Annotated in this window: 25 protein-coding genes and 1 riboswitch; of the genes, 11 read left to right on the top strand and 14 right to left on the bottom strand. The window is 41.2% G+C overall.

What is annotated here, in order from left to right; all coding sequences use genetic code 11:
- The first annotated feature begins 79 nt into the window (after positions 1-79).
- Genes IQ19_RS12860 through IQ19_RS12850 form a run of 3 tightly spaced genes read left to right on the top strand, consistent with a single transcriptional unit; the run spans position 80 to position 3,202 of the window.
- Positions 80-2,398 (top strand): AAA family ATPase, encoded by a 2,319-nt coding sequence (locus tag IQ19_RS12860; RefSeq protein WP_144542790.1) that lies wholly within the window; start codon positions 80-82, stop codon positions 2,396-2,398.
- A gap of 2 nt (positions 2,399-2,400) precedes the next feature.
- Positions 2,401-2,838, top strand: coding sequence for an acyl-CoA thioesterase (locus IQ19_RS12855; protein WP_144542789.1), 438 nt, complete (start codon positions 2,401-2,403; stop codon positions 2,836-2,838).
- Between the two features lie 37 nt (positions 2,839-2,875).
- Positions 2,876-3,202, top strand: a complete 327-nt coding sequence (locus IQ19_RS12850; RefSeq protein WP_144542788.1) for a hypothetical protein — start codon at positions 2,876-2,878, stop codon at positions 3,200-3,202.
- Positions 3,203-3,259: 57 nt separating this feature from the next.
- Here the strand turns inward: IQ19_RS12850 and IQ19_RS12845 are convergent, their stop codons facing one another.
- Complete coding sequence (locus IQ19_RS12845) at positions 3,260-3,550, bottom strand: HesB/YadR/YfhF family protein (RefSeq protein ID WP_144542787.1); 291 nt, start codon at positions 3,548-3,550, stop codon at positions 3,260-3,262.
- Positions 3,551-3,678: 128 nt separating this feature from the next.
- Between IQ19_RS12845 and IQ19_RS12840 the strand changes: the two genes are divergently transcribed.
- Entirely contained in the window at positions 3,679-3,939 is a 261-nt protein-coding gene (locus IQ19_RS12840) for a hypothetical protein (RefSeq protein ID WP_144542786.1), read from the top strand.
- Positions 3,940-3,984: 45 nt separating this feature from the next.
- Here the strand turns inward: IQ19_RS12840 and IQ19_RS12835 are convergent, their stop codons facing one another.
- Both IQ19_RS12835 and IQ19_RS12830 read right to left on the bottom strand, forming a co-directional pair.
- Positions 3,985-4,785, bottom strand: a complete 801-nt coding sequence (locus tag IQ19_RS12835) for a CPBP family intramembrane glutamic endopeptidase (protein ID WP_158638767.1) — start codon at positions 4,783-4,785, stop codon at positions 3,985-3,987.
- A gap of 86 nt (positions 4,786-4,871) precedes the next feature.
- Positions 4,872-6,032, bottom strand: coding sequence for a CapA family protein (locus IQ19_RS12830; protein ID WP_144542784.1), 1,161 nt, complete (start codon positions 6,030-6,032; stop codon positions 4,872-4,874).
- A 348-nt stretch (positions 6,033-6,380) separates the two neighbouring features.
- Between IQ19_RS12830 and IQ19_RS28985 the strand changes: the two genes are divergently transcribed.
- The gene (locus IQ19_RS28985) at positions 6,381-6,506 is read left to right on the top strand and encodes a hypothetical protein (RefSeq protein ID WP_277875339.1); all 126 of its coding nucleotides are present in this window, start codon (positions 6,381-6,383) and stop codon (positions 6,504-6,506) included.
- Positions 6,507-6,640: 134 nt separating this feature from the next.
- On the opposite strand, the gene IQ19_RS12825 is transcribed toward IQ19_RS28985, so the two are convergent.
- Both IQ19_RS12825 and IQ19_RS12820 read right to left on the bottom strand, forming a co-directional pair.
- The gene (locus IQ19_RS12825; RefSeq protein ID WP_144542783.1) at positions 6,641-6,835 is read right to left on the bottom strand and encodes a hypothetical protein; all 195 of its coding nucleotides are present in this window, start codon (positions 6,833-6,835) and stop codon (positions 6,641-6,643) included.
- Between the two features lie 100 nt (positions 6,836-6,935).
- Positions 6,936-8,039, bottom strand: coding sequence for a sensor histidine kinase (locus tag IQ19_RS12820; protein ID WP_144542782.1), 1,104 nt, complete (start codon positions 8,037-8,039; stop codon positions 6,936-6,938).
- Positions 8,040-8,315: 276 nt separating this feature from the next.
- Here IQ19_RS12820 and IQ19_RS12815 point away from each other — a divergent pair, with 276 nt between their 5' ends.
- Positions 8,316-9,152, top strand: coding sequence for an STAS domain-containing protein (locus tag IQ19_RS12815; protein ID WP_144542781.1), 837 nt, complete (start codon positions 8,316-8,318; stop codon positions 9,150-9,152).
- A gap of 49 nt (positions 9,153-9,201) precedes the next feature.
- On the opposite strand, the gene plsY is transcribed toward IQ19_RS12815, so the two are convergent.
- On the bottom strand, positions 9,202-9,786 hold the full coding sequence (gene plsY / locus IQ19_RS12810) for a glycerol-3-phosphate 1-O-acyltransferase PlsY (RefSeq protein ID WP_144542780.1): 585 nt from the start codon (positions 9,784-9,786) through the stop codon (positions 9,202-9,204).
- Positions 9,787-9,991: 205 nt separating this feature from the next.
- Between plsY and IQ19_RS12805 the strand changes: the two genes are divergently transcribed.
- The 3 genes from IQ19_RS12805 (at position 9,992) to IQ19_RS12795 (ending at position 13,777) form a co-directional block, all read left to right on the top strand.
- Positions 9,992-10,315, top strand: coding sequence for a DUF3243 domain-containing protein (locus tag IQ19_RS12805; protein WP_144542779.1), 324 nt, complete (start codon positions 9,992-9,994; stop codon positions 10,313-10,315).
- Positions 10,316-10,455: 140 nt separating this feature from the next.
- A complete protein-coding gene (locus IQ19_RS12800; protein WP_144542778.1) occupies positions 10,456-11,898 on the top strand; it encodes a phospholipase D family protein in 1,443 nt (480 codons plus the stop codon).
- Positions 11,899-12,055: 157 nt separating this feature from the next.
- On the top strand, positions 12,056-13,777 hold the full coding sequence (locus IQ19_RS12795; RefSeq protein WP_144542777.1) for a glycosyl hydrolase family 18 protein: 1,722 nt from the start codon (positions 12,056-12,058) through the stop codon (positions 13,775-13,777).
- Positions 13,778-13,810: 33 nt separating this feature from the next.
- On the opposite strand, the gene ade is transcribed toward IQ19_RS12795, so the two are convergent.
- The 8 genes from ade to IQ19_RS12755 all read right to left on the bottom strand — a co-directional run bounded on the left by ade (position 13,811) and on the right by IQ19_RS12755 (position 23,143).
- The gene (gene ade, locus IQ19_RS12790) at positions 13,811-15,559 is read right to left on the bottom strand and encodes an adenine deaminase (protein WP_144542776.1); all 1,749 of its coding nucleotides are present in this window, start codon (positions 15,557-15,559) and stop codon (positions 13,811-13,813) included.
- Positions 15,560-15,835: 276 nt separating this feature from the next.
- The gene (locus tag IQ19_RS12785; protein WP_144542775.1) at positions 15,836-17,203 is read right to left on the bottom strand and encodes an NCS2 family permease; all 1,368 of its coding nucleotides are present in this window, start codon (positions 17,201-17,203) and stop codon (positions 15,836-15,838) included.
- A gap of 293 nt (positions 17,204-17,496) precedes the next feature.
- Positions 17,497-17,811: an XdhC family protein gene (locus IQ19_RS12780; RefSeq protein ID WP_144542774.1), complete on the bottom strand. Its 315-nt coding sequence runs from the start codon at positions 17,809-17,811 to the stop codon at positions 17,497-17,499.
- Positions 17,790-18,620, bottom strand: coding sequence for an XdhC family protein (locus IQ19_RS12775; RefSeq protein ID WP_144542773.1), 831 nt, complete (start codon positions 18,618-18,620; stop codon positions 17,790-17,792). The genes IQ19_RS12780 and IQ19_RS12775 overlap by 22 nt, the downstream gene beginning before the upstream one ends.
- 8 nt (positions 18,621-18,628) lie before the next feature.
- A complete protein-coding gene (locus tag IQ19_RS12770) occupies positions 18,629-20,941 on the bottom strand; it encodes a xanthine dehydrogenase family protein molybdopterin-binding subunit (RefSeq protein ID WP_144542772.1) in 2,313 nt (770 codons plus the stop codon).
- Positions 20,938-21,813, bottom strand: coding sequence for an FAD binding domain-containing protein (locus IQ19_RS12765; protein WP_144542771.1), 876 nt, complete (start codon positions 21,811-21,813; stop codon positions 20,938-20,940). The genes IQ19_RS12770 and IQ19_RS12765 overlap by 4 nt, the downstream gene beginning before the upstream one ends.
- 245 nt (positions 21,814-22,058) lie before the next feature.
- Positions 22,059-22,652 (bottom strand): nucleotidyltransferase family protein, encoded by a 594-nt coding sequence (locus IQ19_RS12760; protein ID WP_144542770.1) that lies wholly within the window; start codon positions 22,650-22,652, stop codon positions 22,059-22,061.
- Positions 22,652-23,143, bottom strand: coding sequence for a (2Fe-2S)-binding protein (locus IQ19_RS12755; RefSeq protein ID WP_144542769.1), 492 nt, complete (start codon positions 23,141-23,143; stop codon positions 22,652-22,654). The genes IQ19_RS12760 and IQ19_RS12755 overlap by 1 nt, the downstream gene beginning before the upstream one ends.
- A gap of 231 nt (positions 23,144-23,374) precedes the next feature.
- Positions 23,375-23,473, bottom strand: a riboswitch (purine riboswitch).
- A 159-nt stretch (positions 23,474-23,632) separates the two neighbouring features.
- Here IQ19_RS12755 and IQ19_RS12750 point away from each other — a divergent pair.
- Together IQ19_RS12750 and IQ19_RS12745 are read left to right on the top strand one after the other, a co-directional pair.
- Positions 23,633-23,983, top strand: coding sequence for a Na-translocating system protein MpsC family protein (locus tag IQ19_RS12750; RefSeq protein WP_144542768.1), 351 nt, complete (start codon positions 23,633-23,635; stop codon positions 23,981-23,983).
- Positions 23,984-24,219: 236 nt separating this feature from the next.
- On the top strand, positions 24,220-25,548 hold the full coding sequence (locus IQ19_RS12745; RefSeq protein WP_144542767.1) for a nucleobase:cation symporter-2 family protein: 1,329 nt from the start codon (positions 24,220-24,222) through the stop codon (positions 25,546-25,548).
- Positions 25,549-25,589 lie beyond the last annotated feature (41 nt).

The following is a 25,589-nucleotide window of genomic DNA, read 5'->3' as shown; positions in this document are numbered from 1 at the left end:
TAAAAGAGCGCTTCCTTATAGATTAGAGAAGAAATATGGTAAGATAAGTTGTGGAAACTAAGAAGAGAAGTGATGAATAGTGGCACAACAGTATAGACAGCAAAAAACAGCCGATGAGCAGGTTCAGGAATGGAAAAATGAACTTGATTATAAGGGATACATACAGAATGAAGCGGATTTGCTTTATTTTATTAAAAACTTGAATGAAGAGAAAGAGCCTAAGCTCCTTTCTGAATTATTAACATTAGCAGGGCTTTCAAGATGCCATAAATTCATTGGCGATAATCTTGGGACTGCGTGGCTTCAAAAGGCAGTCGATCTGGATCCTGAAAATCTTAAGGCTGTTGCTCAATTGGGAAAATCAGAATGGAAAACCAAGTCAAATGTTCTGGAGGGACTGACTTTTCCTCCGATCCGAGAAACGGACAACAGGGCTGCAAAAAAGAAAACGGCAGAACAGTTTATCGAAATTTGCCGCAGTTTTATAAATAAGGCTGATGATGAGCAGGATGATCTCAATAAGAAAATTAAAGCTTATCAGGGTCCTGAGTATCACAAACTTTCTGCAATCCTAGAGAAAGCAATTGAAGAAACAGCTTTGCTCTTAAAGGCATCAGAAGAATATGAACAATCCATCTCTGGCGTATTTCATACTTCTACTTACTACACAGATATGAAAAAGCATCTCATGGAGATTAAACAGCTACAGGAAGAATGGAAAGAAGTTTTTGAAGCTGATGAAGATGAAACGGATTCAGAAAAAGATCCACTGGATGAGTTAAATGAAATGGTTGGGTTAAAGACGGTTAAGAGCAGGGTCCATGACTTTTACCGTTTCTTAAAATATCAAAATGAACGGAAATCACTTGGTTTTCAAACCAGAGATGAACTTAGCCTTAATATGATATTGACCGGCAATCCGGGAACAGGAAAAACAACGATTGCACGGCTTCTGGCTAAAATTTACCACAGTCTTGGTGTACTGCCGCGTGAAGAGGTAATCGAGGCTGACCGCTCACAGCTAGTGGGCGGATTTGTCGGTCAAACAGAAGAAAATGTCAGGTCAGCAGTTGAAAAAGCAATTGGAGGAGTTCTGTTTATCGATGAAGCCTATAGTTTAAAACGGGAGGGACAGACTGGAAGCGACTACGGGCAAACCGCAATCGATACACTCGTTTCACTCATGACAGGGACAGAGTACGGAGGCAAGTTCGCGGTTATTATGGCCGGCTATCCTGAAGAAATGAGGCAATTTCTGGACAGCAATCCCGGTTTGCGTAGCCGTTTTCCGGAATCAAACTTTATTGCACTGCCTGATTATTCAAATGAGGAGCTTCTCTTGATTGCAGAAAAGCTTGCCGCTGATAATGACTATGTTCTGACAGAAGGTGCAAAAATAGAGCTTGGCAAACGGATTGAAAAAGAGCGGGTGGATGACACGTTTGGCAATGCCCGGACTGTCAGAAATATAGTTTTGGATGCCATTTTTAAAAAAGGATCCCAATCAAAAACCGATCAAAACATCATGGCATATACACTTCTGGAGAAAGAAGATTTTGAAAGCGAAGATGAGGAACAACAAATGGATCCTCATGAGCAGTTTGATCAATTAATTGGCCTCGAGACGGTTAAAGCAGAGGTTAAGAATCTTGTTTCTTTTGTAAAAATGCAGCAGATACGTCGCGAGAAAGGACTGCCTGTCGTACCGATTCAACTGCATTCCGTATTTACAGGGAATCCAGGGACGGGTAAAACAACAGTTGCAAAAATATATGCAGAACTGCTGAAGGATTGCGGCTTTCTGAAAAGAGGGCATCTAATGGTTGCTAGCCGGGCAGATTTTGTGGCTGGCTATGTCGGCCAAACAACGATAAAAACAAAGAAAAAGATAAGAGAAGCTTTGGGCGGCGTTCTATTTATAGATGAGGCCTACTCGCTGTTATCCCAAACTTCAGGAGATTTCGGGAAAGAAGTCATTGATACATTAGTGGATGAAATGACAAAACATAATGAAAACCTTGTCGTTGTTTTAGCAGGATATCCAAATGAAATGGAAAGGCTGCTGAACAGCAATCCAGGGTTAAAATCCCGGTTTAAAAATTTTTTTCATTTCAATGATTATTCAACCGGTGAGCTTTTGGAAATCATCGTATCTTACGCTGACCAGTACGAATACAGGCTAACGGAGCGGGCAAAGGATTATCTGATGAGCACCTTATCTGAAATAACGATTAATGGGAACGGCCGTTTTGCTGCAAACCTTGCGGATGAAGTGATCCAGGCACAGGCCATGAGAATGGTTTCAGAACTGAGCATCGATCAAGATCATGAGCAGGTTAGCATACTGGAGAGAGAGGACTTCGAGACAGCTTTAAATAAGATGAGAAAAGGGGACTAGCAATGTTAATATCAACAAAAGAAGTGGAAGTCAGATATGCAGAAACAGACCAGATGGGCGTCGTTTATCATGCGAACTACCTGATTTGGATGGAACTCGGTCGGACCCAGATCATTAAAGACCTGGGATTCAGCTATGCCGAAATGGAACAGGATGGAATCATTTCTCCAGTACTGGATATTCAGGCATCCTACAAAAAGCCGCTCCGTTATGGACAAATAGCTACAATTAAGACATGGATTGAAGAATATGACGGCTTCCGTGTCAGCTATGGCTATGAAATTTTTAATGACGAGGGAGAGCTTGCTGTCACAGGCTCTTCGAAGCATGTATGCGTCAAAAAGGATTCCTTCCGCCCGATATCAATCAAAAAGAAGTATCCGGACTGGCACGAAGCATACGAAAAAGTTAAAAAGCAGCCAGAAGAGGCTATAAGCTAATAGTGGATTGCTGTTTATGTAAAGGATGGAGAATGACATGGCTTTCGGCCTTCGGAAAAAAGAGCTTCGTGAATGGAAAATGAAAATAGACCAAGGAGAAATTGCCTTCCTGACCCATTATTGGATTGATGATCGCTTCCCTGGATGTAAAACAGTCACAAAGGTCGGCTGTTCTGATATGGAGAAATTAATCGCATGGGGTGAAAAACATGGCCTAAAGCCAGAGTGGATCGACCGCCGAAAAGATGGTTACTCACACTTTGATTTAATCGGTGAAAGACAAGCAGAAATTTTAAAGAAGGAACAGCTCATGGATCATTTAAAACGATTTAAGGAATTTGGAAATGACGAGGCGGCACGCTGAAAAAACGTCACTGATTTAAAACATAAGAATAGAAGCAGACTTGGTCTGCTTCCGTCCTTACTTATCGTATTTAAATTCTGGTTCCTTCGCTTTTTCATTAAATTCTACGAATAGATCATGATTATCGAAATACCAAAGGTCTTTTTCTTCTATAAAATAAGTGATTCCGTCTTTTTCAGTTTGTACACCTGCATTGTGGGGCTGTTCGTTGGAGACGCCCAGTGAAAATCCCTGCTGGACGGTGCTGCAGCCACCGTATCTTGCAAAAAAGCGGACGTAGTCACCCTTGTTTAAGAGCATTTCTTCTTGATACCATGCGGCAGCCTGATCGTTAATATGTATTTTCATTTTGAAACTCCTCCTCTTGGGTGATAGTAATAGTATAGGCTAGATTTTATTTAAGTGCGAATGATTCAATTTGAACAGTCCATCCAAGTTTCATGGTAATTCATTTAATTCTTTATAGAGGTGATAAGATGATTTCCTATCGGTTTTTTAATTTTTTGGGTGCCATATTGTTTGCGGGGATTGCCCTGCAGATGTTTATCCAAACCAGCGGTGTAAAAAAACTAATAGAAGCAGGGAGCTTTGTAGCAGTTTCTGCACTTTTGTATTTTATCCTCGTTTCTGTTTTTCATAAAAATAAAAATCTTTTTGTCCCGTTGATGGCAGTATTGGTTTTGCTTTCTGTCGGAATGATTTTTCTGCAGGAAATGATTTTCGGAGGAGCGCACTAAGATAAAGTAGGAGTACTTGCATAAAAACTGCAAGTACTCCTTTTTTTATCCTGAAAATGGGATGAAGCCGCTAAGGATCATTAATACGTTGATTACGGCATGCCAAAGTATAGCGGGGATCATGCTGCCAGATTTGACTGTTATGGCTCCATAGAATACCCCTCCTATGGCAAATAAGAGACATACAGCAAGAGAGTAACCAAGCATCAAATGGGAAAATCCAAAAGAAATTCCGGAGAAAATGACAGCGGCTTTTTCTCCTGCCAGGTCTGCCATCCTAGTTAATAGAATACCCCTCCATAAAAGTTCCTCCATAAATGCATTTACAACGGAAAAGCCAATTAGGAATACAAATAAATCAGTCACAAAAGGAATATCAGCTGATAAAATGGCAGGGGCTAAAATAACGCTATTCATAATCAGAGCTATAATCAAAAATCCTTTAGTTGAAAGCGAATGAAACCCTCTCCATATAAACGGAAAATAAATTCGGGCATCCCAGCTAGGTTTTTGCCAATAGCGATTTGCAGACTTATTAAATTTCTTACTAACATATATAAGAAGCAGGATAGGTATTATTAACAGAACACGGTTAAGGATCAATAATATATAAGTGTGAAAAGGCAGTTCATCAAGCAGCCTGTCTCCATACAAAAATAAAAGATTGCCGGTCAAATAAGCGGCAATGGTCCAGGAAAATACACGCTCTTGCCGTGAAGTAAAAACTAAAAAAAGAATAAGTGCAAAAGTGAGGAGAAAAGCAAAAATAAAAAGCTTAAATTGAAAAAGCAGAAGAACAGCCAGAAAAATGCTCAGCTGTAAATAGACAAATTCTTTTTTCTTCATATGAGAGACGTCCATCATCATCACCCTTTTGACCTATAGGTTATTTTACATTTTTCTCACATTAAAAAGCGCCTGGTCAAGGCGCTTTAGTGCAGCTTTCCAAGCATATGTTTCTGAATTTCGTTGTACTTGGATTCTGCATTTTTCATCCCATAGCTGCCAGCTTCCTTTAAAGGGACGATTCGATAATTTTTCAGCTGTTTATTGCTCACATAGGTTGGAAAGAAACTTGGATTGGAAAGTTCGATTTTGACGCCCTTTTGGTCAATATATTTAGTTATATGCACTGTTGCCAGGCCGCCGATATCTTTATAATCATGCATTTGGCCTGACAGGAAATTGCCAAGGGAATATACGATGAGGGATTTTCGTCCATCTTTAGCTTCAATCCATTCCATGGGCTGGAGTACATGCGGGTGGTGGCCAAATATAATATCAACACCTTCATCAACAAGATACTTCGCCAGCTCCTTTTGCTCATCCGTTGGCTGGAGCTGGTATTCATTTCCCCAATGCAGGCTCATGACAACGATGTCTGCTTCATTTTTAGCCCGGTGAATTTCCTCCTGCATTAAAGGTTTATCAATTAAATTAACAAGATAATCTTTTCCTTTTGGGACAGGAATGCCATTTGTACCATAGGTATATGATAGATAAGCGGCTTTAATGCCGTTTATATTCATGATTTTTAATGTTTGCCGCTCGTTTGCAGACCTGCTTGTTCCCACATGGGGCAATCCAATTTGATCCATATAGTCCAGTGAAGCTTTAAGGCCTTCTTCACCTTTATCCAGTGAGTGATTATTTGCTGTTGAAACAATATCAATTCCCGCATTCATCAGGGCATCTCCCACCTCCTGGGGACTGTTGAACATCGGGTAACTGGAAACACCAATGGCCGTTCCGCCCAAAATGGTTTCTTGATTCGCTAGAAGAAGGTCAGGCTCTCCCAGTATTGGTTTTATATGTTCGAACATTGGCTTGAAGTCATAGCTGGCTTGTGTTTTTGCATCTTTATACACCCAGTCATGGATGAGAATATCGCCAATTGCCCCAAGAGTTGCCTCCTCCTTTAGCCCTTTGCTTACCATGACAGATTCCCGGGCCTGGAAATGAAATTGAGCAGGTTTTTTGGCTGCAGCAGCAGCTTTATTTTCTGTATACATTTTAAAAATCAAAAAGAATGAAAGTAATACTAATGCAGAGCAAAAAAGTGTGGAAAACAATAATGTTTTTTTTATTTTCATAAAAGTAATCCCCTTCATGTGTAGGCATAAAAATATATCAATAGGCTTAAATTTAATATAATATAAATTTATACATTTTTCCTTATATTTTTAAAATTTATTTTTTTATGGCGATTCTTGTCGTTTCTTTTACTCAATCATGGGTAAAATAAAGAAAAATATCTTAAAAGAGGTGAATCAAATGTTAAGATGACTGCCAATGCAATTAATGTGATTTTTAATGCCATTGAAAATGAAAAGAAAGGCAAGCCTGCGGAACAATTGTATGTCCGTCTTTCAATGGGTATTGGTTGAGGCGGTCCTCAATTAAAGCTGTCTCTGGAAGAGCAGCCGTTAAGTGAAGATAAAGTGCTGGAGATAGAAGGGGTCGAGGTGCTTATCCATGAGCGTGACTATATACATTTTGATAGCACCAAGCTTGATTATGTGGAAGATGTCTTTGGAAGAGGCCGCTTTCAGTTATTAAAAATTTAGCTCTGTTAAACTTTCCTGTTGATTTCCGCTTCGATCAACATAGTACCAAGATCCACTATAAGCTTTAACATAGCCAAAAAATTATGATTTACGGTTTTCATAGATCAAAAGCGATGCCGAATGGCATCGCTTTTTTAATTCATCTTCATTTCTTCAATGAAATCAATCAGTTCATCAAAGTCTTTCTCAACTATTATTGGTAACCCATCACAGTTCATATTAGGACAAAATTCAAAAAGTTCAACTAAAAAATCCTCTTTCGGAGAAGCCTCGGTGACAGAAGTAGTGAAGATATAGCTTTGCTCTTTTATCATTTCTGTATTTTTCATTTGACTCACCTTCCGCTAAGACAATTCTTGTTCCACTATTAGTTTACTATCTAACCGAAGGGGATTTTTTTTATTTCTTGACAAATTAACGAACAATTAATCAACTATTTTTCTTGTTTGAAAATAGTGGAAGTTCAATCTTAAATACAGTTCCAGCACCAGGCTGAGAATAGAGGAGTATGTTGCCCCCATGTTCCTCTACAATTTTCTTGCAAATAGACAGGCCAATGCCTGTTCCGTTTTCTTTTGTTGTATAAAAAGGGACGAATAATTGGTCAATAGTCTCCTGTGACATTCCCGGACCGTTATCCTCGACAATTATATAGGCTTTTGCTTGTTTTGTTTCAGCTGATAGTCGGATCCTGGCATCTGACCTGTTAACATTTTGAAGTGCTTCTAACGCGTTTTTTATAATGTTCACCAATACCTGTTTAATCTGTTTGTTATCACCAAAAACTGATGGAATGACATCGCAAGGTTGTATGGAAAAATCAATATTATGGAGATGTCCTTCGCTTTCAAATAATATCGTCATTTCTTTGATGAGTTTATTGAGCGATATTTCTGTTTTTTTCTTCTCCGGCGGCTTAGCGGCATTTAAAAATTCGTAGATAATATCATTGGCACGATTAATCTCTTCTAATGCAATTTCAGCATATTGCTCTTTGCCGATCTCGTTTAAATACGGTTTTAACAGCTGAATAAAACCTTTTACAGTGGTTAAGGGATTTCTGATCTCATGTGCAATGCCAGCGGCAAGCTGCCCAACGTTGGCCATATAATCAGATTCGAGCGAAGCTTCATGAATTTCTTTTGCTGTTTTTTCAAAGAACTTCTTTTTTTCCATCAGTTGAAGATTAAATTGCAGCAGCTTCTTTTCGACACGATCAGCAGTTTTCTTGAATTCCTGGTCTTCTATAGATAGAGGAAAACAGAATAAATGATGGCGATTTTCTTCTTCTTCTACCAGATAAATTCTATGAGGCAAGTACCTATTACCTCGTTTTAATTTTAATACTGTATATCCGTTCCCGTTTAAGTGAACTTTAAAGCTGCTAATTTCATCAGATGCCAAAAAGTTTGTAAATAATTGGCCTGTCCACTTATCATCTTCATTTAAGGAAGCAGACAGAATCTCGTAATTTCCATTTATTAAAAAATAGGGAAACGGCATTTTTTCTAATAAACTTTCTGTTAAATACATTTATTAACCATCCTAACTATAAAAGTGTTTTGGCTGAAACAGCTTTTTATTAAAGTTTACAAATATCATTTTGTGGTAAGTAAAAAGTGATTTAACAGCCCTAAACTAATGTATGGCGAAAGATATCAGATTATGTTTATTTATGTATAAAAAAATAAATAAAATTCGCAGGTCTCAAATTAGGGTAGATGATAAGGTGTAGGTCTATAGAACTAGTATAATATTATTGAAAACTTAGAATCAACAAAACGATACGGCATTGAAGGAGCAAAAAGAATGACAGCAAATGATAAACTAAAAAACTATCTTCTTGAAAATAGCGATACCGTCACTGAAAAATGGTTATCTATAAGGCGGGGGAAGGATGACTCATCCATCTTTTCCAATCATATGCCGCAAAAAATTGTAAAAGAGCTTATTGATTCCAACCATGAACTTATTAGAGTCATTGCTAGTAGTCTTACCCATGAGCATGATGAGAACCTGGAAACGTGGGGCAGGGAAGCGGGTGAAAGAAGGGCAAGAATTGATATAGGGCTTACCAGATCCATTTCCCAATTTCATGTTTTTCGAGATGTACTCTGGGATTATCTTGAGCAGTTTTTTCTGGAAAATAAAATTGAGATTGCAGAAGCAATAAAGCTGGGAAGGAAGGTAGATACTACCCTTGATGGAATAATAGAAGGATTTTCTGCATCATATAGTGCTTATACAGTCAAACGAATGCGTTCCCAGCAGGAAATGATTGATGAATTAAGTACACCAATTATAACCATAACGGATGGAGTGGCTGTACTTCCGCTTATTGGTGATATCGATACACACAGGGCAAAAAAACTTATGGAGCACTCTTTAAGGGAAAGCAGCCAGAAGGAGGTTAATTGCTTAATTGTTGATTTATCTGGTGTCCTGGTAGTAGATACGATGGTTGCGCAAGAATTGTTTAAAATTATTGATGCCCTTGAGCTGACCGGGGTTGAAGTGTCTTTAACCGGGATGAGGCCCGAGCTGGCACATTCCATCGTCACGTTGGGGATCCGCTTTGACCATGTGAAAATGTACAATAATCTTATGCAGGCTTTAAAAGAATTTGGTATTGCACGAATAGAATAGTAAAAGCAGCAGAAAAAAATTCTGCTGCTTTTACTATTCTAGATTTGCTTTAACCGAGCCATTTAATTTTAGGTTCTGTTTTGTTCCTGATCCGCTTTATATTTGCCCTATGTCTGTATATGACGAAGAAGCCAAGGATGGATACAACGATAATCAGGGGTATATCCCAAATAATCAGCGCGTAAATAATCGAGACAATAGCAGCCATGATTGAAGATAATGATACGTACTTCGTTATGTATAGGCTTAAAAAGAAAACTCCCAGTATAATCAGAAACATAAGAGGTACATAGGCCAATAATACGCCGCCTGAAGTTGCGACTGCCTTTCCACCCCGAAATCCTGCAAACAGAGGATACATATGCCCGACTACTGCAAAAACTCCGGCCATTAATGGATGCATGTCCGATCCGAAGAAAAAAGGAAGAGCAGCTGCCAGCGTACCTTTCAAAATGTCAGCTATTGTAACGATCATCCCAGCCTTGATGCCAAGTGTCCGAAATGTATTCGTTCCTCCTAAGTTACCGCTTCCATGCTCCCGAATGTCCACTCCATAAAATGCTTTCCCGACAATTAAACCGGAAGGAATGGAGCCCAGCAAATAAGCTAAAATGATAATAATTCCATAAATCATGAAAACTCTCCTTCACACATTCTTCGTTACTATATTGTACCATGCCAGCAAAGCTGCATACCATGTGCAAATGAAAAGTTATCCATATATTTTTCATTAAACGATATCTTAAAGCTCAAACTCTCTGCAAATTGTTTGATATAGGAATATAAGGGTAATTATTAACTGTCACAGCAATCAAACCCATTAAAAGGAGAGATGCAGTATGGAACAAAACATGAATAATACTAATGGACAAGCAGAAAACGTGGAACAAAAGCTTAACAATATGGGAAGTGAAAAGAAAGAAGAAATTCTTTCTAATTTTGGTGAATTTAAAGAATATCTAAGTGGAAAAGTTTCAATGGGCAAAAAGATGGGCATGGGTGAAGAACAATTAGCCAACACAGCTCAAAAAGTGGGAGACTATTTATCTACCAAAGAAGAACCTCGTAATCGTGAAGAGAAGCTGCTTCAGGAACTTTGGAAGGTAGGCACTGAAGAGGAGAAACATAAGCTGTCACATATGCTTGTTAAGCTTGTAGGATAAATGGCAACCAAGCCAATGGAACAGTTTTTAAGGCGGAGGCACAATCTTCCGCCTTTTTATTTTGCTTTGAGAAGCATAGCAGCGTTTACGATGGTCAAAAATGGTCTATATATAGGTATCTGACTTTAGGGGGAGTCTTAGTGCAAAAGGTTCAGGGTTTTATTAAAAGAAAAAGGGTATGGATTCCCATTTTGAGCCTGATTCTTATTTTAACAGCAACGATTATCTATCAAAGCAATAAACCATTGCCAAATGGCCTTTCTTTCGAGGGGGACGTTTACTCTGTCGAAGACATTCAATTTTTATATGACCTTACTTATGAAAAGAAAAATGGCAAGAGGGAAAGTGATCAGCAGATATTTCAGCGGATAACTGAAGCAATTGGAGAAGCAGAAGATTTCATTGTGATGGATATGTTTTTATTTAATGGCTACCATGATGGCGATCAGGATTTTCCGAATATCAGCGGCAAGATAATGGACAAAATTATTGCCCAAAAGCAAAAACACCCTGATCTGGAGATCACTGTTATTACGGATCGCATAAACAGCACTTATGGATCTCATAGGGTGCCGGAACTTGAGGAACTTAAAGAGAATGGAGTAAATGTTGTTTATACTGCACTTATACCTTTAAGGGATTCAAATCCTATCTATTCCGCTTTCTGGCGCGTGTTTTTACAATGGTTCGGCCAGAGCGGAGAAGGGTGGCTTCCTAATCCGCTAGCCAAGAATGCACCAGATGTAACATTCCGCTCCTATCTGGATCTTATGAACATTAAAGCAAATCATCGAAAGGTATTTGTAACAGAAAAAACAGGGATTGTTACATCCGGGAATCCGCATAATGCCAGCGGGTTCCATTCAAATATAGCCTTTGAAGTGAAGGGGCCCATTTTGTCTGACCTGGTTAAATCGGAACAGGCAGTTGTGGACTATTCTGCATCCGGCAATCTTCCACCTTTTAAGTCCCGGACAAAAGGAGAAAACAGTTCAGTGAAGGCTCAGGTACTGACAGAAGGCAAAATATATAAACATATTGTCAAAGAGATTAATGAAGCGGAGCAAGGTGAATCCATCTGGCTGGGCATGTTTTATCTCGCAGACCGGGGAGTCGTTAATGCCTTAAAAGATGCTGCTGACCGGGGAGTAAAGGTTAAAATGATTCTCGATCCCAATCAGAACGCATTTGGATCGGAAAAGGTTGGCCTTCCTAATATCCCAGTGGCAGCAGAACTGGACAAGCTCGGCCAAGAGAATATTAAGATCCGCTGGTATAACACAGGTTTTGAACAATATCATCCGAAACTTATGTATATAACTGGAAAAGGAAATAGCATTATAATTGCAGGGTCAGCTAATTTTACGAGAAGAAATTTGGATGACCTGAATTTGGAAACAGATTTGAAAATTATCGCTCCGGCACAATCGAAAGTCATGCAGGATGTGGATGCTTATTTTCATAAGCTATGGGAAAATAAAGGAGCGGTATATACAAATGATTATAAATCGAATGAAAAGCTGCCGACTTTAAAATATATTACCTATAGGCTGCAAAAACTCACTCAATTTACAACCTATTAAGAGAATTGTTGCTAAATTGCACTAATATCCAAACTTTTCTTATATTTCTTTCGTTATATAAGGGGGCAAGAAATTAGTGCGAACCTGCCAGCCGTTCTAAATTTCCTTCCCATTTTCTGAACATTTCGATACGATGGTTATAAGGGAGGAAATGGCAATGGCTCATATTGAAACAAACCAGCAAAAGCCTCCAGCAAAAAAGCTTATTTTTGCAGGGCTTTTGTTTGCTTTTATACTGATGCTTTCCAGTGTGTTTATGCTGATATATCCTTTTGCTTCAAAGGAAAAAGCACCCTATTTTAAAGGTGAAAATCCAATTTTATTTGAGGGAAAGCAGCAGGGCAATGCACTTATTGAAGGAGAAGCAGTTTATTTGCCGCTATCTTTTTTAAACGGGTTTATCGATGAGAATATCATTTTTGACGAAAAATCGCAGTCTATTATTATAGCAACTAAACATAAAGTGGTGCAGATGCCTTCTGAATCTCTTACTTATTACGTAAACGAGAAACCAGTCGAGCTGCATTTTAATGTTTTTAAGCAAAATAGAGAAGAGAAATATCTGGCGATTGAGCCTCTTTTAACTTATTACCCGATAACATATTCGATTCTTCCGGATTCAGGAACTGTATGGGTGCAAAAAGACGGAGAGGAGCTGGCTGCCGGAAAAGTAGCTGATAAAAAAATTCATGAAGAAATGCTCCGCCTTCGCACTGATGCCAGTTTGCAGTCAACGTATACAGCTTCTGTTTCTCCAAAAGAGGAAATTCTGGTTGAGGATGTTAAAGAAGATTACTATTTTGTTAGAAAAAAAGACGGGACAGCTGGTTATCTAAACAAAGAATACATCGTAAAAGGAAAGACAGAGCATGTTTCCATTGCTTTAGAGGAAGAGGTGAAACCTGTGCCAAGAATTGAAGGGCCTATCCAGCTGACCTGGGAAGCCGTTTATTCACATAATCCCAATACTTCGCAGATTCCAAAGATGCCTGGCGTCAATGTTGTATCTCCAACCTGGTTTGAACTTTCTAAGGAAGACGGCTCTATTAAGAACCGCGGCTCGATTGAATTCTCAAGATGGGCACAGCAGCAGGGTTACCAAGTATGGGGCTTGTTCTCAAATGCGTTTGATCCGGTTTTGACCCATGAAGCGTTCCAGTCCTTCGAAACAAGGCAGAACATGATTCGCCAGCTGCTTCATTTCAGCAAGCTGTATGAATTAAACGGAATCAATCTTGATATTGAAAATGTCAACCCTGGGGATGGGCCCCTTATTACGCAGTTTGTGCGTGAAGCAACCCCTTATTTTCATGAAGCTGGTTTGATTGTGTCAATGGATATTACGTTCATTTCATCCAGCGGGAATTGGTCAGCTTTTTATGAACGGGATGAACTTGCCGAGATAGCGGATTATATGGTGGTCATGGCTTATGATGAACATTGGGGAAGTTCTCCGGTTGCAGGGAGTGTGGCGAGCATTCCGTGGGTGGAGGAAAACCTGAAAAATCTTCTGGAGGTAGTACCTAATGAAAAACTAATATTGGGAGTTCCTTTATATGCAAGGCTATGGGAACAAAAACAGTCAGGAGAAGTGTCATCCAAGGCTTTATCCATGAACAAAGTAAAAGAATGGCTTAGCGAGAACAAGATTAATCCAGCTTATGATCATGCAAGCGGACAAAATTATGCGGAGCATTATTCGGAAGAAGATCAAACCACGTACAGGATATGGCTCGAAGATGAATTATCTCTGAAAAAACGCGCTGATTTGGCAAGAAAATACAAATTGGCCGGCGTTGCAAGCTGGAGCCGGTATTTTGCAGACGAATCAGCGTGGACGGCATTGTCTTTAGGCGATGAGCAAGTTACTAAAAAATAGAATGAGGCCGGGAGCTAATCCGGGCCTCATTTTTTAATGCAGAGTCTGTTCAGCAACCGATATGTGGCGGAATGTTTTTACTGAAAACAATCCTTTATCGGTCAGCTTTAGTTCCGGTATAACGGGGAGCGCCAAAAACGAAAGTGTCAGAAAAGGGTTGAAGAGCATACTGCAGCCGATTTTCCGCAGTGCCTGATTCAATTCTGATAACCGATCGTAGATGAAGGCTGAATCCCGATCTGTCATGAGGCCGGCTATGGGCAGGGCAAGGTCAGCGAGGACTATGCCATCCTGTACAACAGCCAGGCCTCCTTTTATTTTTGCAGTATGATTAATCGCCACAAGCAAATCTTCGTCAGAGGTGGCGGCAGCGACAATATTATGGGAATCATGTGCAACAGTTGAAGCAATCGCACCACTGCTGATGCCCAGGCCCTTTATGATGCCGAGGCCAAGGTTGCCGGTGTTTTTATGCCTTTCAAGGACGGCAAGCTTCAAATAATCTTTTACAGGGTTGGGCTGGAAATAGCCATTAAGGCTATCCGGCTTTTCCACCAAGTGTTTGGTAACTATACTGTTAGGTATAATGCCAATCATATTGGCATTGCCTTCTCCAATGTCTATTTTAAGATCCTCAAAATTTAAGCTATTAATCCTGACACTGTCTATAATAGAAGGGGCTGGAGCCATATTGGTCTTTGCTGGGTGTTTGATGGCTCCGCCTTCAGCTGCAAGTTTTCCGTTTTTCATTACCCTATCAATATTGACGGTATTCAGATCACTTAGAAACAGTAGATCAGCTTCATAACCTGGAGCGATTGCGCCCTTATGCTTGAGACCAAAGCATTCTGCAGCGTTCAGAGTGGCCATTTGGATAGCAAGCATGGGGTCCACGCCCTCGTTTATAGCCATTCTGACATTATGGTCAATGCTTCCTTCGTTCATAAGGTCGTCAAGATGCTTGTCATCGGTCACAAATAAACAGCGTCGTGCGTTTTGTTCGTTGACTGCTTTTAGGAGAGCGATTAAGTCTCTGGCAGCAGATCCCTCTCTCAGCATGACATGCATGCCTCTGCGAAGACGAACCAGTGCTTCTTCAGCATTTATGCATTCATGGTCGGTCCTAATCCCTGCTGACATGTATACATTGATGCCGTCAGCATTCAGTCCAGCCGCATGGCCATCAATATACTTGGCTTTGCTGCTTGCGCCCTTAAGCTTTTTTAACATTCCTTCATGATTTTGCATAACGGCGGGATAATCCATAACCTCGCCAAGACCGATCACTCTCGGGTGGGCGTAAAGGTCTTCAAGATCCGTGGAACTTAGTTCAGCACCGGCGTTTTCAAATGGTGTGGCGGGTACACAAGAAGGAAGCATAATAAACACATCAAGCGGAATATCTTCTGAAGCTTTGAGCATGAAATCGATGCCTGCTAATCCGCTGACATTTGCAATTTCATGAGGATCCGCGATAACGGTTGTTACACCATGTGGGAGGACAACATTGCTGAATTCAGCAGGCGTAACCATCGCGGATTCAATATGGACATGCCCATCAATGAAACCGGGGACAATGTAGTTGCCCGCAGCATCAATGGTTTGCTTCCCCTCATAGCTGCCCAACCCTGCGATATAGCCATCAACAATCGCTATATCTTCTTGGAGTACCTCTCTGGTAAAAACATTTATAACTTTCCCATTTTTTATAACGAGATCGGCAGGAGTCCTTTTGACTGCCACGTCAATTCTTCTTTTTAAAACCTCCAATGTTAGCTTCATTTAAACTCCTCCCTTTTTAAAGTTAGGCTGTGTTAAAGCTTATTGTTGTATTCGGCACCCTGTTGATTGGAGTGGAAGGTGCTAATCCCGCGAAAATGCATTCGCATTTCCTTCGTGCGGTGTTAATTCGGGGATGTTTAATCAACGCCCAGCGAAGAGGAGCGAGTCAAAGGAAGACCCCGCAGGCGCGAATGCGCCGAGGAGGCTTCCGGACCGCCCGCGACAGCTTGAGCGACTGGAGCGGAAATCAACAGGCCAATCTAACAGAGCCTAAAATTAATGGCCGCCCATGATAAAGTTGATTATAAAAGCTACGCTGACAAAATACATAATCCAGTGGATTTGATCGCGCTTGCCTGTTAAAAGCTTTAATAGAGTATAAGAGATAAAGCCAAAAGCCAGACCCTGCGCAATGCTGAAGGTTAGTGGCATTAAAACAATTGTTAAAAATACGGGTATGACATCTGTAAAATCATCAAAGCTGATATGCTTAATTTCACTAAGCATTAAGGCTCCGACGAGAATGAGTATAGGCGCGGTTGCTACGGATGGAATGAAATAGATTAACGGAGCGAAGATAAGTGAAAGAAAGAATAGCAAACCGACTATTAAAGCGGTTAAACCTGTACGCCCTCCTTCGGAAATACCGGTTGCGTTTTCGACGTATGCATTTAGAGCTGTACTTCCAAAAGTTGCGCTGGCCATGGTTCCAACCGCATCAGCCTGAAGGGCGCGGTCAAGGTTTTCGATTTTGCCGTTTTCGTCTGTAAGGCCGGCTTTTTTGGATAATCCGATCAATGTGGCTAAATTATCAAATAATTCAACAATAGTGAAGGAGAAAATGACAGAAATAATACCATATTGAATTGCCCCCATGATGTCCATTGCCATAAAAGTCTGAGACATGCTGGGCAATGAAAGAGAAGCAACATCGCTGATAGCTTTTGGATAGGCGATAAAACCTACTATCATGGCCAATACGCTAGTGCCCAAAATGCTGATCAAAAGGGCGCCTTTCACTTTTTTAGCCATTAATAGAGCAGCAGTAATCAGTCCGAATAGAGCAAGGAGGGGACCTGTGCTTGTGATATCTCCAAGGCCCACGAAAGTGGCTTCATTTGCTACGACAAGCTCAGCATTTTTCAGGCCAATAAAGGCGATGAATAAACCAATACCGACTCCTATGGCTGATTTCAGCACACCGGGGACGCCGTCGACTATTTTTTGCCGGATACCGGTAACGGTCAGGATTAGGAACACTATACCCGATATAAAAACTGCACCTAAGGCTGTCTGCCAGGATAGTCCCTGCCCCAGCACAACCGTATAAGCGAAAAATGCATTCAATCCCATTCCCGGTGCAACTGCTACAGGGAAGTTGGCCCAAAGTGCCATTAAAAGTGTACAAAATACACTTGCATAAATGGTTGCAGCTAATGCAGCTTCTTTGGGAATTCCTGCATCAGCCAATATGCTCGGGTTCACGAAAATAATATAGCTCATCGTCATAAATGAAGTAATGCCAGCGAGAATTTCTGTTTTTACGTTCGTTTTCCGTTCAGACAGCTTAAAAATCTTTTCTAAAAGGCTTGCCTGGGAGGAGGGAGGGAGACCGGACCCTAAATCCTTTTCAATCATCGACATGTATGATCACTCCTTGCTTAAATTTGCATTCCGAGGTCAGCAAGTCCTAGTGCAAATAAGCTAGAACCGATAAAGATTCAATATTTTTTGTTAAAATATAAAATTTTATAATAGGAACTCTGTTTAATTTCTGGATTAATAGGCGGAAAGTACAATTTGACTGTTAAAATAGCTTAATTCATCTCCGAGAAATAATTAATTATAAACTTATCCGGGAAAAAATTGATATAAACCGTGAAAATTCCGTTTTATCCGCGAAATCGGTTTAACACCATAAATCTGATAAAAAAGTATTACAGTGGTTCAATAAAGACATCCATAATGCCGCCGCATATTCCGCCATCTTCATAAAAGAGGCCTTTTGTGAGATCGACACGCTGCTGGCTGTGCCTGTTCGTCTTAATCACTTCAAGTGCTTTTTCTATTACTTCTGCCTCCCCGCAGCCTCCCCCAATGGTTCCCTCAATTCTTCCGCAAGGGTAAACAATCATTTTGCTTCCTGCTTTTCGGGGAGTAGACCCTTTCGTACGGATAATGGTTGCCAGTGCGGCTTTTTCACCCCCTTTCATGATTTCCAGAGACCGCCTTATGAGGTGCATTTGTTCCATGTGCCGCCCCCCTCATGAAAACCTTTTTTGGCATACTTTTTGATTTTCTCGCTCAAGGAGCTGCCAGATTTTTGATTTTTAACTTTTAAAATTTCGGCCATCACGCTGACCGCAATCTCGGCAGGTGTTTCTGCACCAATATCGAGGCCGACAGGAGTATAAAGATGATCAAAGCTTTCATTTGGGTATTCCTGGCGGATCTCCTCAAAAACTCCGGAGATTCGCCTGCGGCTGCCAATCATCCCGATATAAGCAGGCTGTTCATTGCGATTTAAAAGTTCGGTTAAACTTAAAACATCAAATTTATGCCCTCTGGTCAAAAGAAGGATATAAGTTTTATCCGTAATGTCTATGTTCTTGAAATAGTTTATATAAGATTCGCAAACTACCTCATCCGCTTCGGGAAAACGAATTCTGTTAGCAAATTCAGGCCGGTCATCAATGACTGTGACATAGAAACCGAGCATTTTTCCCATTTCAGCCATCGGTTCACAAACATGGCCCGCACCTGCGACGATGAGGTGAAGAGGGGCTGGGAAGTATTCTGCAAAGCATTCTACAGATGCATCATTGCTGAAAAATCTAACTGAACCCGAGTGTTTTTTGCGTATGAATTTATCGCAGTTTTCAATTAATCTTTGTTTTAAATTAGCAGGAAGGTGGTAATTCGTAAATAGTTTTCCATCGGTATGCAGCAGTGCTTTGGATCCGATCAGCTTGCTGTCCGGATGATCGGTAATTGTCAGCAGGAAAATATCTTTTCGGCTTTTAATCGTATCTTCTAGTTTTTTATACATATCAGGGTTCATCAATTGGATCACCTTGCAGATTGGGTCTTTTTATTTTTAAGAGATTTTAACGCGTTAAATACCCTTTCAGGGGTAGCGGGCAAATGATAAATTCTAGCGCCTGTTGCATCATGGATTGCCGACATAATGGCGGCGATAATCGGAATCATCACTACCTCACCGATCCCCTTAGCCCCAAAAGGTCCTGTTGCTTCCGCTTCCTCAACTGGGAAGGTCTCTATTAGAGGGGTTTCCCGAATCGTTGGAATGATATAGTCAGTAAAATTGCGGGTTTTATGATAGCCATCCTCAATCAAAATATCTTCAAAAAGTGTATAGCCAATCCCCATAACGGCTCCGCCCTCCGTTTGCCCTTCAAGTCCCTGCGGGTTCATCACTTTTCCTGCATCCGGAATGGAAACGACACGAAGGACATCCGTTTCTCCAGTGAGCGTATCTACTTCAACCATCACGACATGAGTTAAATAGCCGTACAAATGATGGGGAGCTCCGCCTGATCCTTCGATCCCTTCTTTTTCTTTGGGAAGGTAAAAATGCCCTTCAACCCTAGTAGTTTTACGATTATCAAAAAGGTATTGATAGATGGATTGATAGGTTAATTTTTTTCCTTCTGCTGATATATAATTTGTGTTGATTGTTACTTTAGAAGCAGGTAAATTAAGCATTTCTGCTGCTGTTTGCGTCAGCAGTTTCACCATATTGGGGGCAGCAGTGGCTACGGCGCGGCCGCCTGTATAGGTAGAACGCGAGGCAGTGACGGTGCCTCCATCCAATGTGCGGGAAGTGTCACCCTGAACCACATGAATATTTGAAATATCACAGTTGAGTATTTCCGCAGCCACCTGGGCATAGACGGTACTGTTGCCTCCACCGATTTCTTCACACCCCACACCAACTAGAAATTTCCCATCCTGCAGCAATTCGATTGATGCTGCACCATAGTCCGGCAGGCCGATTCCCATTCCGATCCCGTGGAAGGAGGTAGCCAATGAGACGCCTCTCTTTTTCCAGGGTTCACTTACTTCGGTTTTATACTTTTCTCTGTTCCTCCACAAGTCGCAGTTTTCCGCTGTTTCCAGTGTCTTAAAAGTCCCGACGCTCGATTTGACGACATGCCCAACACTTGAAACTTCACCCTGATGGTAAACATTTTTTTTGCGCAGCTCTATTGGGTCAACACCCAGTTTTTCTGCAATCATGTCCATATGGGTTTCGATACCCATGCAAACCTGATTAACGCCAAAACCTCTGAAAGCCCCTGCAATTCCATTATTTGTATAAACACAAAATCCTTCTAGATCAACATTCGGAATCTTATATGGGCCGCAAGAATGTTCTATGGCAAGTGCTATAACAGCTCCGCCAAGGGAAGCATAAGCGCCCGTATCACCAACTGCCCTAACCTCGTTTGCAAGGAGTGTTCCGTCACTTTTGGCCGCTGTTTTCATCTGGACTTTAAAAGGATGCCGCTTTATTCCGGCAATCACCGACTCTTCACGGCTGTAATGGATTTTAACAGGCCGGCCGTTCGTATGCATGGCTAATAACGCAAGATAAATTTGAACCGTTATTTCATCTTTCCCGCCGAAAGCACCGCCAATAGGGCTGGAAATCACCCGAATGCGTTCAGGATTATAGGCAAGCGAACGGGCAATCTGCATCCGGTCCCGGTATGCATACTGGCCTGGGCAGCGAATCGTAATAAATCCTTCCTCATCCATAACTCCCCACCCGCCTTCCGTCTCAATAAAAGCGTGCATTTGCCGCGGGGAATAAAAGGTATTTTCAACAATAATATCTGCTTCCTGAAACGCTTTTTCGGTATCCCCATTTTTGATGATTACTTGACTGTGAATATTCCCGTCAGGATGAAGCCGGGGAGCGGAAGGTGTCATAGCAAGCTCTGCATCTGCCACAACCTCCAATGGTTCGTAATCCACTTTAATTAGAGAGAGAGCCTGTTCGGCAATTTCCAGGGTTTCTGCTGCCACAAGCGCAACAGCATCGCCCGTGCAGCGGACCACCTTAGAGCAAAGGACTGGCTGATCGGGCACTACGATTCCAAATCCGTTAAATCCGGGAATGTCCTTGTGTGTCAAAACACATATTACTCCAGGAAGCTTTTTGGCTTCTTCCGTGTCAATATGGTTGATTTTTGCATGTGGATATTCGGACTGTAATACTTTTCCCCATACCATGTTATCGAAATGGTAATCCGTCATATATTTTAATTCCCCTGTTACTTTCTCAGGGCCGTCTATTCTCTTGACTCTTTTTCCAACCCACTTAAAGGATTCAGGATTGGTTTGGTTATCGGTCATCGATTTTCCCACCTCCTGATCAATCGGTATAATCCTCTTTCCAGCAGAGCACTCGCCATATCCCGCCGATAGGTTGCAGTCGCTCTGACATCTGTGATTGGCATGACTTCTTTCCAGGCAATCTTGGCGATATTCTGGATTAAATCTTCTGTCAGCGGTCCCTGGGAAAGAAGGGATTCACATTTTTTTGCACGGATGATCGTTGGGCCGACCGCTCCAAAAGCAATTTTCCCGCCTTGGCAGTGCCGGCCTTCGATCATTCTTAAGGAAATCGCGACATTCACAATAGAAATAGATTGGGCTTTCCTGGGGCCGAGCTTTTGGAAAATACCGATCTCGTTTGGCACTTGCGGCTGAATCAAGATGTTCGTAATCATTTCATTCACTCTTAAAACAGTCCTTCCCGGACCAGTGAAAAACTGTTCAATGGGAACGAGCCTTTTGGTGTCTAAGGAGCTGATTTCTAGTATGGCTCCAAGGACATATAAAGCCGGGATTGTATCTCCTGCCGGGGAAGCAGTTCCGATATTGCCGCCGATTGTTCCCATATTTTGCATTTGCGTAGCCCCAACCTCGCGGGACGCCTCAACCAGAACATCCGCTTTTTTCTGAAGCAGGGGAGATCGGACAATGTCTGTATGTGTAGTTAAGGGGCCGATATGGATGCAGCCTTCTTTTTCTTCGATATAGCGCAGTTCTTTTAAGTTCTTTATATTAACCCAAACCTCAGGGCGCCAATTTCCTTCCTTCATCCTTACTGTTGCATCTGTTCCGCCTGCAAGCAATTTATGTTTTTTATTCGTTTGGGCAAGAAATGCAAGGCATTCAGAAAGAGAGGAAGGTGTGATCATATCAATTTCAGAAACAAGCATGGGCAAACCTCCTTATTTAATTTTTTGGCTCTGTTAAAGCTTATTGTTGTTTTTTAGCACCCTGTTGATTGGAGCGGAAGGCACGAGCTCCTCGAAAATGCATTCGCATTTTCTTACGACGAGGTGTTTATTGAGGACGCTTATTCAACGTCCTGCCAAAGGGAGACCCCACAGGAGCAAAGCGACGAGGAGCGTCGGACCGCCCGCGGAAAGGGAGCGCCTCGTGCTGAAATCAACAGGCAAATTTAACAGAGCCAATTTTTTAATGCATGTAAATAATCTTCCGGAGTATTTAAATTTAAATGGATAGAAGAATCATCTACAGGAACTTCTTTTACGAGGCTTTTATGCTTTTGAAAAACACTTCTCAGCCCCTTAGTTTCTTCTTTGATGGCTGAAAGCTCTTCACGCAAAACCGAAGAAAAGACAACGGGATGTCCTCTTTTACCCTGAAAGACTGGGACAGTAATTAGGCTGTTTTCTTTGATTTGTACGTTATAAAGCCGGCTTAATGTCTGGGCTGATGACGGCTGGTCAACCGCTGTAATTAAAATGTTTGATGAGGAATCGTTTGCTGTATTAAGGCCCGCAATGATGGAGGAACATTTCCCAGTATGAAATAAGTTATTTTTAACGACTTTGACCGGATAGTTTTTTGCAATCTTTTCTAATTCTTCAGACCTGTAGCCTACAACAGCGATAACATCTGAAAAAGGTGATTCAAGCAGTGTCTGCAGCTGGTATTCAAATAATGTCCGTCCATGCCAGGGGAGCAATCCTTTTAATTTCCCCATCCGAGTAGACTGTCCTCCTGCCAAGAGAATGGCCGCACCCGCCATTAGCCTGTAATGGTTTCCTTTTTGGAATTATTTTTGGCTGCGGCTGATTGGACAGCTTTGATAATTTTGGTATAGCCTGTGCAGCGGCAAAGGTTCCCGCCTAGTGCTGTTTTTATTTCATCCGTAGTTGGAATGTGGTTAATTCCGTTTAAAAAAGCTTTTGCAGAAACAATAATTCCAGGTGTACAGTAACCGCACTGTGTAGCACCTTCTTCAACAAAAGACTCCTGAATTACATCCAGGTTGGGAGTTAGCCCCACACCTTCGCATGTGATAATGTCCTGACCTTCTGCCTGGCCGGCAAGGACAAGACAAGAACAGGCAGCCTCGTTATTGATTAGTACAGAGCAGGAGCCGCATTCTCCTTTTCCGCAGCATTCTTTGCTTGCAGTCAGCCCGAGATCTTCTCTAAGGACATCGAGAAGAGTTTTGGCAGGCGGGCAGGTAATCGAGCACTGTACTCCATTAACTGTTAATTGAATGGTTTTCAATTTTATGCCTCCTTATCGAAAGGGAATCTATAGGAATTCCCATTGTCAACCTATTAATTTTTTGGAAGGAACAGAGCTGGATAGGCAGTTAGTCCTTTTTGGCAGATTTGAATATTGGAGTATTGTAGTCTGGAAGTTTTGGTGTTTTTAACTAAGATATTATGCCTTTTCTTCTAAATAGACTAAAAAACATAAAAAAATTCCCAAATACGAAAAGAGTCTTGTGCAGATATAGCACACATCTCTTTTCGTAGTCAGGAATTTACGGTTCCTAGTAGAGACCCTCAAACCAATTTTTGAGGTTATACGAAAATCAGGTAAATATTTTTTTTCATAGAGAGGATTATGGCCAATTTTTATAGAAATTAGGGGTGAGTTGCTTTGAAGTTTAATAGCTCCCTTAATATTTTGTCAAGTCTAAATTTTCTGAAAAATAATATTGACGCATAAAACCTGTTTGTTTAATATAGTGTATAACAGGAGGACATTATGACTTTTACCTCATCCCATTTTCATCCAACTTTTAAAAAAGACCTTGCTCACCTATATAACCGTATTAACCAGGAGATATATGGTGTGGGAGTGAAAAAACAGCGGATTGAAACCATTGATGACAGAGTGATCATTTTTGCACAGCATAAGCGTGTACAGGCACTGAAGATGCTAAGCAAAAACTTTCATCACCTAACCATTTCGGTTGATTCTGCATTGATTGCAGAGTTTAAATCATTGTTTAAGGTGCATATTGAAGCAACTCTTGATCTCGAAGTAAGGACCATTTTAAAAGATTATGATCCTGTTACAGAAGAAGCATGCACAATCATATATTTTAAAGAGTAAAAGATTATATTTGGGATAGCTGTGTATGACGCATTTATCTTAAATCCATATGAAGGCGGTTCCTTCAGCTTTTGTTTACCGAAAGCTTTATGAAACCGCAGCAATAGATCATCCGTTTGTGATGTGTTCTATTGCTGCGGTTTTTTTTATATCTTTTTTTAGGGAGGTGATTTGGACATTCGTTGTTGCTGGTCCATGCAAAAGAAAACAAAAGATAAAACCTGGAGGGGAAGCTTTTGGGAAAATTAAATCCTTGGAAGGTAGGGACTTTGGGGTTTCAGCATGTTCTGGCCATGTATGCGGGAGCTGTGATTGTACCTCTAATCGTAGGCCCTGCAATTGGTCTAAACGCTCAGCAGCTTGCTTACTTGATTTCAATTGATTTATTTACTTGCGGGATTGCCACTTTGCTTCAAGTGATAGGAGGGAAGCATTTTGGCATAAAACTGCCTGTGATCCTGGGATGTACGTTTACAGCTGTGGGGCCGATGATCGCCATTGGCAATCTGCAGGGGATTACTGCCATTTACGGCGCCATTATCGCTTCGGGCATCATCGTTATGATTTTGTCCCAGTTTATGAGTAAAATCATGCGCTTTTTCCCGCCTGTTGTTACAGGTTCGGTTGTGGCGATAATAGGGGTCTCGCTTATTCCTGTTGCGATGAATAATGCAGCAGGAGGACTTGGATCACCGGATTATGGAAGCGGAAAAAATCTGTTTCTTGCCGTATTTACCCTTGTGCTGATTATTGTCATGAACCGTTTATTTAAAGGGTATATGAGAGCCATTTCTGTCTTGCTTTCACTCATCGCAGGCACCATTGCTGCTTATTCTATGGGACTGGTAAACTTGTCGGAAGTTTCGGATGCCTCCTGGTTTCATGTTGTCCAGCCATTTTATTTCGGCTTTCCAACCTTCAATGCATCTGCCATCCTTACCATGACCCTTGTTGCCATTGTAAGCATGATAGAGTCTACGGGGGTATTTTTGGCGCTTGGTGATGTGTGTGATAGAAAGCTAGACTCCAAAGATATTAAAAAGGGACTTCGGGCTGAGGGGCTTGCTGTTGCAATAGGAGGCGTTTTTAATGCTTTTCCATATACTTCTTTTTCACAGAACGTCGGCCTTGTTGCCCTCACGAAGGTAAAGACCAGGAATGTCGTTATCGCTGCTGGAGTAATTCTCATGGTTCTAGGGCTTTTGCCTAAAGTAGCTGCTTTAACAACGATTATTCCTATGGCTGTTCTGGGCGGGGCCATGATCCCAATGTTCGGTATGGTTATATCTTCAGGTATTAGAATGCTTTCATCCGTAGATTTCTCCAAAAATGAAAACTTGCTGATTGTGGCCTGTTCAATAGGTATCGGACTGGGCTCAGCCGTAGTTCCGCAAATCTTCGAAAGTCTCCCTACTAGTGCCCGTTTGCTAGTGGAAAATGGAATTGTACTAGGAAGTATTACGGCAATTTTATTAAATTTGGTATTTAATCACAAAGATTTAAATATAAGTGATAGAGAAAGAATCGAACAGCTGAAGACTGATCACTCAGCTGAAGCGATTTAATAGAATGATTTCTTTCAATCTGCCTTGAAGCAGAAATCCAA

It is taken from the genome of Cytobacillus oceanisediminis, from assembly GCF_007830235.1.
Classification (GTDB): domain Bacteria; phylum Bacillota; class Bacilli; order Bacillales; family Cytobacillaceae; genus Cytobacillus; species Cytobacillus oceanisediminis.
The sequence above is the reverse complement of the archived record's forward strand: the minus strand, read 5'-3'. Positions and strand labels throughout refer to the sequence as shown.